This window comes from Angustibacter speluncae (assembly GCF_054777815.1).
Window position 1 is genome coordinate 72,285 of sequence record NZ_BAAHAF010000092.1, and the last position, 7,123, is coordinate 79,407.

General features: G+C 75.5%; 5 protein-coding genes, 1 pseudogene and 1 riboswitch. Of the genes and pseudogenes, 2 read left to right on the forward strand and 4 right to left on the reverse strand.

The window, feature by feature from the left end:
• Positions 1–4: 4 nt before the first annotated feature.
• A complete protein-coding gene (gene glyA / locus ACYVKY_RS12050; protein ID WP_460435228.1) occupies positions 5–1,330 on the reverse strand; it encodes a serine hydroxymethyltransferase in 1,326 nt (441 codons plus the stop codon).
• Between the two features lie 31 nt (positions 1,331–1,361).
• A riboswitch (ZMP/ZTP riboswitch) is annotated at positions 1,362–1,449 on the reverse strand.
• 56 nt (positions 1,450–1,505) lie between these two features.
• On the opposite strand from glyA, the gene purU reads away from it, so the two are divergent.
• Positions 1,506–2,354: a formyltetrahydrofolate deformylase gene (gene purU / locus ACYVKY_RS12055; protein WP_460435229.1), complete on the forward strand. Its 849-nt coding sequence runs from the start codon at positions 1,506–1,508 to the stop codon at positions 2,352–2,354.
• 23 nt (positions 2,355–2,377) lie between these two features.
• A complete protein-coding gene (locus ACYVKY_RS12060) occupies positions 2,378–3,580 on the forward strand; it encodes a metal-dependent hydrolase family protein (protein ID WP_460435230.1) in 1,203 nt (400 codons plus the stop codon).
• Here ACYVKY_RS12060 and ACYVKY_RS12065 read toward each other — a convergent pair.
• The 3 genes and pseudogenes from ACYVKY_RS12065 to ACYVKY_RS12075 all read right to left on the reverse strand — a co-directional run.
• Positions 3,562–4,185, reverse strand: coding sequence for a DUF998 domain-containing protein (locus ACYVKY_RS12065; RefSeq protein WP_460435231.1), 624 nt, complete (start codon positions 4,183–4,185; stop codon positions 3,562–3,564). The two genes, ACYVKY_RS12060 and ACYVKY_RS12065, sit on opposite strands and share 19 nt — an antisense overlap.
• Positions 4,182–5,966, reverse strand: coding sequence for a SpoIIE family protein phosphatase (locus ACYVKY_RS12070; protein ID WP_460435232.1), 1,785 nt, complete (start codon positions 5,964–5,966; stop codon positions 4,182–4,184). Before ACYVKY_RS12070 ends, ACYVKY_RS12065 begins: the two co-directional genes overlap by 4 nt.
• A 51-nt stretch (positions 5,967–6,017) precedes the next feature.
• Positions 6,018–7,123, reverse strand: a pseudogene (locus ACYVKY_RS12075) (hypothetical protein); the annotation flags it as partial.

The following is a 7,123-nucleotide window of genomic DNA, read 5'->3' on the forward strand; positions in this document are numbered from 1 at the left end:
GGCGTCACCAGCCCTCGAGACCGTCGTAGAGCGGGAAGTCGCGCGCCAGCGTGGCCACCCGGCCGCGCAGCGCCTCGACGTCGGCGGTGGGCTTGAGCGCCGCGGCGATGATCTCGGCGACCTCGCGGAACTGCTCCTCGCCGAAGCCGCGGGTGGCGAGCGCCGGCGTGCCGATGCGCAGCCCCGAGGTGACCATCGGCGGCCGCGGGTCGAACGGCACGGCGTTGCGGTTCACGGTGATGCCGGCCTCGTGCAGCCGGTCCTCGGCCTGCTGGCCGTCGAGTGCGCTGTCGCGCAGGTCGACCAGCACCAGGTGCACGTCGGTGCCGCCGGTGAGCACCGACACCCCGTGCTCGCGGACGTCGGCGCCGGTGAGCCGCTCGGCCAGGATCTGCGCGCCGTCGAGGGTGCGCTGCTGGCGCGCCCTGAACTCCTCGCCCGCGGCGACCTTGAACGCCACCGCCTTGGCGGCGACGGCGTGCATGAGCGGGCCGCCCTGCTGGCCGGGGAAGACGGCGGAGTCGATCTTCTTGGCGTGCTCGGCGCGGCTGAGGATGGTGCCCGACCGGGGGCCGCCGAGGGTCTTGTGCACGGTGGTGGTGACGACGTCGGCGTGCGGCACGGGCGAGGGGTGCAGGCCCGCCGCCACCAGGCCGGCGAAGTGCGCCATGTCGACCATGAACAGCGCGCCCACCTCGTCGGCGACCTCGCGGAACGCCGCGAAGTCGAGGTGGCGCGGGTAGGCCGACCAGCCGGCGATGATCAGCTTCGGCTGCCGCTCCTTCGCGATGCGGCGCACCTCGTCCATGTCGACGAGGTGGGTGTCGGGCGAGACGCCGTAGGCGGCGACGTCGTAGAGGCGGCCCGAGAAGTTGATCTTCATGCCGTGCGTGAGGTGACCGCCGTGCGCGAGCTCGAGCCCGAGGATCGTGTCGCCGGGACGGATGAGCGCGTGCATCACGGCCGCGTTGGCCTGCGCGCCCGCGTGCGGCTGGACGTTCGCGTGCTCGGCGCCGAACAGCGCCTTGGCGCGGTCGCGGGCCAGGTTCTCCGCGACGTCGACGTGCTCGCAGCCGCCGTAGTAGCGCTTGCCGGGGTAACCCTCGGCGTACTTGTTCGTGAGCACCGACCCCTGCGCCTCCAGCACGGCGCGCGGCGCGAAGTTCTCGCTTGCGATCATCTCGAGCGTGTCGCGCTGGCGACCCAGCTCGGCGTCGAGGACGGCGGCGATCTCGGGGTCGAGCTCGCGCAGGGGGGCGGTGCTGACGGCGCGGCTGGCCGCGGGGTCGGTCGAGGCGGTGGGGTCGGCCGAGGTGGTGAGGTCGGTCATGTCGTCTCCTTCGTGGGGTGCACGGCGGGTGACGACGGGCCCAGGCGACCGACCCGTGTCGAGCTCTCGAGCGTCGCTCCCCGGTGGTGACCACCTGAACGCCAGTCGCGACGTGCTCAGGCTAGCAACTGGGTCCACCCGCCGGAACCGAGCCGCCGGCCCTACGCTCGCGCAGGTGGAGCCCTCGTCCTACGTGCTCGCGCTGTCGTGCCCCGACCGCCCCGGCATCGTGCACGCGGTCAGCGGCGTGCTCGCCGACGCCGGCGGCAACATCACCGAGTCCGGCCAGTTCTCCGACCCCGGCACCGGACGCTTCCTGATGCGCGTCCAGGTCGACGTGCCGACCACGCGCGACGACCTGGCCGAGCGGTTCGGGCCGGTCGCCGAGCGGTTCGCGATGACGTGGCGGCTGGACGTGCTCGGTCGGCCGATGCGGACGCTGGTCATGGTGAGCACCGAGGCGCACTGCCTGAACGACCTGCTGTTCCGGCAGCGCTCCGGCCTGCTGCCGATCGAGGTGCCGGCGGTGGTGAGCAACCACGAGGCGCTGCGCGACCTCGCCCGCTTCTACGAGGTGCCGTTCCACCACGTCCCCGTCACCGGGGCGACGAAGGCGGACGCGGAGGCGGACCTGCTGCGGCTGGTCGACGAGCTCGACGTCGAACTCGTCGTGCTCGCCCGCTACATGCAGGTGCTCTCGGACGACCTGTGCCGCGCGCTGGAGGGACGCATCATCAACATCCACCACTCGTTCCTGCCGTCCTTCAAGGGCGCCCGGCCGTACCACCAGGCCCGCGAGCGCGGGGTGAAGCTGATCGGCGCGACCGCGCACTACGTGACGGCCGATCTCGACGAGGGACCGATCGTCGAGCAGGACGTCGAGCGCGTCGACCACACGATGGAGGTGCCCGCGCTGCGGGCGATCGGCCAGGACATCGAGGCGCAGGTGCTGGCGCGCGCCGTCCGGTGGCACGCCGAGCACCGGGTGCTCCTCGACGGGACGCGCACCGTCGTCTTCCGCTGACGCGCTGTGCGAGGGTGAGCGCCATGCGGACCCTGTTCAGCGGTGGTGTGGTGTTCGACGGCTCGGCGTTCGCCGAGGGCGACGTCGTCGTCGAGGACGGGCGGGTCGTCGAGGTCGGCGTCGGCCTCGACGGCGACGAGCAGGTCGACTGCACCGGCCGCACCCTGACGCCGGGGATCGTCGACTGCCACGTGCACGCGATGTTCTCCGGCGTCGACATCCTGGCGATGGTGCAGAAGCCGTTCTCCTACGCGTTCTACGAGGCGGCCCGCAACCTCGGCGCGACGCTGCGGACGGGCGTCACGACCGTCCGCGACGCCGGCGGCTCGGACGCCGGGCTGCGCAAGGCGGTGCAGGACGGCCTCGTCGCCGGCCCGCGGATGCAGGTCGCCATCACGATCCTCAGCCAGACCGGCGGCCACGCCGACGACTGGATGCCCTGCGGCGCCGACATCCCGCTGCTGGTGCCGCACCCCGGCATGCCGTCCAGCGTCGTCGACGGCGTCGACGCGATGCGGAAGAAGGCGCGCGAGGTGCTGCGCGCCGGCGCCGACGTGCTGAAGGTCTGCACCACCGGGGGCGTGCTGTCGGCCGCCGACGACCCCCGCCACTCCCAGTTCTCGCCCGCCGAGCTCGACGCGCTGGTCGAGGAGGCGAACGCCCAGCACAAGCCCGTGATGGCCCACGCCCAGGGCGCCGAGGGCATCAAGAACGCCGTCCGCGCGGGTATCCGCTCGGTCGAGCACGGCATCTACCTCGACGACGAGGGCATCGAGCTGATGCTCGACCGCGGCACCTGGCTGGTGCCGACGCTGGCGGCGCCGCGCGCGGTGATCGCCGCCGCCGCGGCCGGCGCCGGCATCCCCGCGACGATGGTCGAGAAGGCGGTCGCGACCGCCGAGATCCACGTGGCCGCGATCTCGCGCGCCGTGGAGGCGGGCGTGAAGGTGGCGATGGGCACCGACTCCGGCGTGGGCCCGCACGGGCACAACCTCGAGGAGCTCGGGCACATGGTCGCCTGCGGGATGGGCGCGGAGCAGTCGCTGCACGCGTCGACCGCGAGCGCCGCCGAGCTGCTCGGGCTGCAGGACGAGATCGGCCGGATCGCGCAGGGTTTCGTCGCCGACCTGGTGCTCTTCGACGGCGACCTGCGGGGCGACGACCTGGCCGACCTGGGGGCCCGCGTCGAGGGCGTCTGGCAGCGGGGTCAGTCGGTCGCGCGCTGACGCGAGGCCGCCCGGGCGGTCAGCACGACGACGAGCGGCCACACCGACTGGGCGCCGGCGGCCACCCGCTCGGCGAGCCCGACGCGGTCGCCGCCGAGCTCGGCGCCGAACCACGCGAGCGTCCCGAGCAGCACCGCCGAGGCACCCGCCACGGCGGGCGTCCGCAGCCCCGCGGGGAGCTGCCGCGGCGCGCGCCGTCCGCGGGCGAGGCGCTCGACCAGCGGCCAGGTGCCGAGCAGCACGAACGCGGCACCGGCGGTCAGCGCGTGCAGCGGCGCACCGCCCTCGGACTCCCCCGCGGGCAGCGGGAACGCCGCGACCGCCGCGGTGGCCGCCCCGCCGACGGCGTACCAGACCCGGCCGGCGGTGGTGGCGCGCCGCAGCGCGAGGGCGGTGACGACGTGGGCGACCCCCGTGCCGGCGATGCCGGCCGTCATCACCCAGCGGTGGTCGGCGTCGAGCGCGGCGAGGGCGCTGATGGTGCCGGCGACCTGGTCGAAGCCGTCGTCCTGGAGCGCCGCGGCCAGCGTCCAGCCGCCGATCAGCAGCACCGGCGCGGCGACCGCGCTCGCCACGCCCCACCAGGGCACCTTGGGATCACTCACCGGGTCAGCGTGCCCTGCTCGCCCGCGGCGGGCACCCGGACGACCAGCAGGGCGATGTCGTCGGCGGCGTCGTCCTGCTGCACGCGCAGCACCTCGTCGGCGACGGTCGCCGCGAGGGAGGCGGCGTCGAGGCCGCGGCAGCCGGCGAGCAGCTCGGCCAGGCGGGCCTCGCCGAACAGGCCGTCCGGACCGCGCGCCTCGGTGACGCCGTCGGTGAAGAGCACCAGCGCGTCGCCGGGTCCGAGCTCGACGTCGTCGTCGTGCACCTCGACCTCGGTGAACAGGCCCACCGCGTCGCCCGGGACGCCCGTCGCCACGACAGGGCCCTCGGCCGGCACGAGCAGCGGCTGGACGTGCCCGCCGAGCGCCAGCCGCACCTGCGCGCCGTCCGGACGAGGTGTCACGACGCCGACCGCGAGGGTCAGGTAGGTCTCGTCCTCGGTGTCGGCGGCCATGTGCCGGTTGAGCCGCACCAGCGCGTCGGCGGGCGTGCTGTCGGGGGTGGCGAGCGCCCGCAGCGTGTACCTCGCCATCGCGGTGATCGCCGCCGACGACGCGCCCTTGCCGCTCACGTCGCCGATGGCCAGCCCCCACCCGCTGCCGACGGGGAACACGTCGTAGAAGTCGCCGCCGATCTCGCGGCCGGCGCCGGCGGGCCGGTACACGGCACCGAGGTCGAGCCCCGGCACCTCCGGCAGGGCGCTCGGACGCAGCGACCGGCTGAGGGCGGCGGCCACCCGGGCCTGGTCGGCCAGCCACCGCTCGCGGCGCCGCTCCTCGTCGCGGCGGCGGGTCACGTCGCGCAGCACCAGCAGGCGGCCCGAGTCGTCGCCGAACGAGCCGGGCAGCTCGCTGACCTGGATCTCGAGGTCGCGCGTGCCGTCCGGCCCGGCGAAGGTCGTGTCGCGGGCGCCGGGCTCGGACGCCGCCACCAGGCGCAGCCCGTCCGGGAGCACCCGTCCGCGCCAGCGGGTGCCCCAGCCCAGCAGCGTCGCGGCGGCCGGGTTGGCCTCCAGCACCCGGCCCCGGTCGTCGAGCACCAGGACGCCGTCGGTCATCCGCTCGACCACCGTGCTGTGCGCGATCGGCGCGAGGCGCAGCATCCGCCGCTCCAGCAGGGCCCGGGCCAGCACCCCCGACGCGGCGGTGAACGCCAGCGGGGTGAGGTCGACGTCGCCGAGGCGGCCGAGGCCGAGGTTGTAACCGAGGTTGACCGCGAACGGCAGCAGGGCCGCGGCCACCAGCGTCCAGGCCTCGACCCCGAGGTGGCGGGAGCGGCGCAGCAGGCTCGTCACGAAGACGACGACCGAGCCGACGAGCAGGACGTTGACGTAGACCAGGTGCGGCCAGAACAGCGGTCCGGACAGCACGCGGGTCGGCCCGGTGGGGTCCGACAGCGGGTCGAGGGGCCGCACCAGGTCGCGCGTGGCGGGGATGGCCAGCAGCACCACCAGGAGCACCGGCTCGACGGCGAGGGCGAGCAGCACCCGAGAGGTCACCAGGCGGGTGCGCCCGATCCAGCACAGGACGAACACCACGAAGGACGGCACCAGCGCGCCGATGCCGAGGTACTTGGCGTCACCCCAGCGCAGCGAGGCGGTGCCCGTGGTCAGCAGCTCGCCCGCGTACGCGGCGCTCCACGCGGCGGTCGACAGCAGCAGCGCGGCGAGCGCGTTACCGGCGGGGCTGCGGCGGCGCGACCACACGAACCACGCGAGGGCGACGGCGAGCAGCGCGTTCGCCACGAAGCACGCGCCCACCACGGCGACGGCCACGGCCACCTCCCCCGCCTCCCGGCGCCGACCCGGAGGCGCCTGGCCCATCCTGGCGCGTCAGCGGGCCGCGCGCGGGCCGTTCGGTGCAGGACGCGCCGCGTCCAGCGCCTCGTCGAGCGCGGCGAGCACGTCGTCGACCGGGCCGAGCACGAGCGCGCCGTTCAGGGTGCGCACCAGCTGCCCCGACCACGGGCCCAGCTCGGCGCGCAGGCGCCGGCACACCGCGAGGTCGCCCAGGCGGACGGCGACGGACGCGCGCACGGCCGACCGGAACTGCCAGGTGCCGTCGCGCGGCCACTCCACCGGGTGCCAGACCTCGCGGGCGCTCTCGACCTGCCCGGCGTCCAGCAGCGCGCACGCGAGCAGGTCGTTCACCTCGACCGGGAGGCGACGGGCCATCGCCTGCACGCGGTCGAGCAGCACCGCCGTGCTGCCCGCGACCCACTCGACCGAGAACCGCGCCCACAGCTCGATCTGCTCGCCGTTGGGGTCGCCCGAGGCGGTGATCGCCCGGCAGACCTCCTCGAAGGTGGCACGCGCCTCGTCGACCCGGCCGTCGAGCACCGCCCCGGTGGCGCCGAGCACGGCGTCGACGAGCAGCAGCTCGCCGAGCTGGCCCTGGGTGCTGACCGCGAGGGCGTCGGCGGCGTGCGCCCGGGCGGCCGCGAGGTCACCCGCGCCCACCGCCACCGACTGCAGCATGAGGTGGCCGGCCGCCTCGTAGGCGAGCAACCCGGCGCCCCGGGCGACCGCGACGAGTCGGTGCGCGACCGCCGGCAGGTGGTCGACCCCGTGGGCGAACGTCCCCAGGTACCCGGCGTTCAGCGCACGGCACACCAGCTCGGGGTCGTCCACCCGCTCGGCCAGCCGCAGCGCCTCCTCGGCGGCCGGGCCGATCCGCTCGGTGCCGCCGGGGTCGCACTCCAGCACCAGGGCGCACAGCAGCTCGACCCGCAGGGCGTCGTCGCCGGGGCCGAGCCGGGCGAGCAGGTCCTCGATCTCGGCCACGACCGCCTCGAACGGGGCCTCGGCGGCGCGGCGCGCCCACAGCGTCGGCGCCGGCCACGCCCACGCCCTCGCGAGGTCGCGCACGTCGCCGTGGGCGCGCGCCTCGGCGACCGCGACCTCGCGCGCGGGCCGTGCCGCCAGCGTGTCGCCCGACC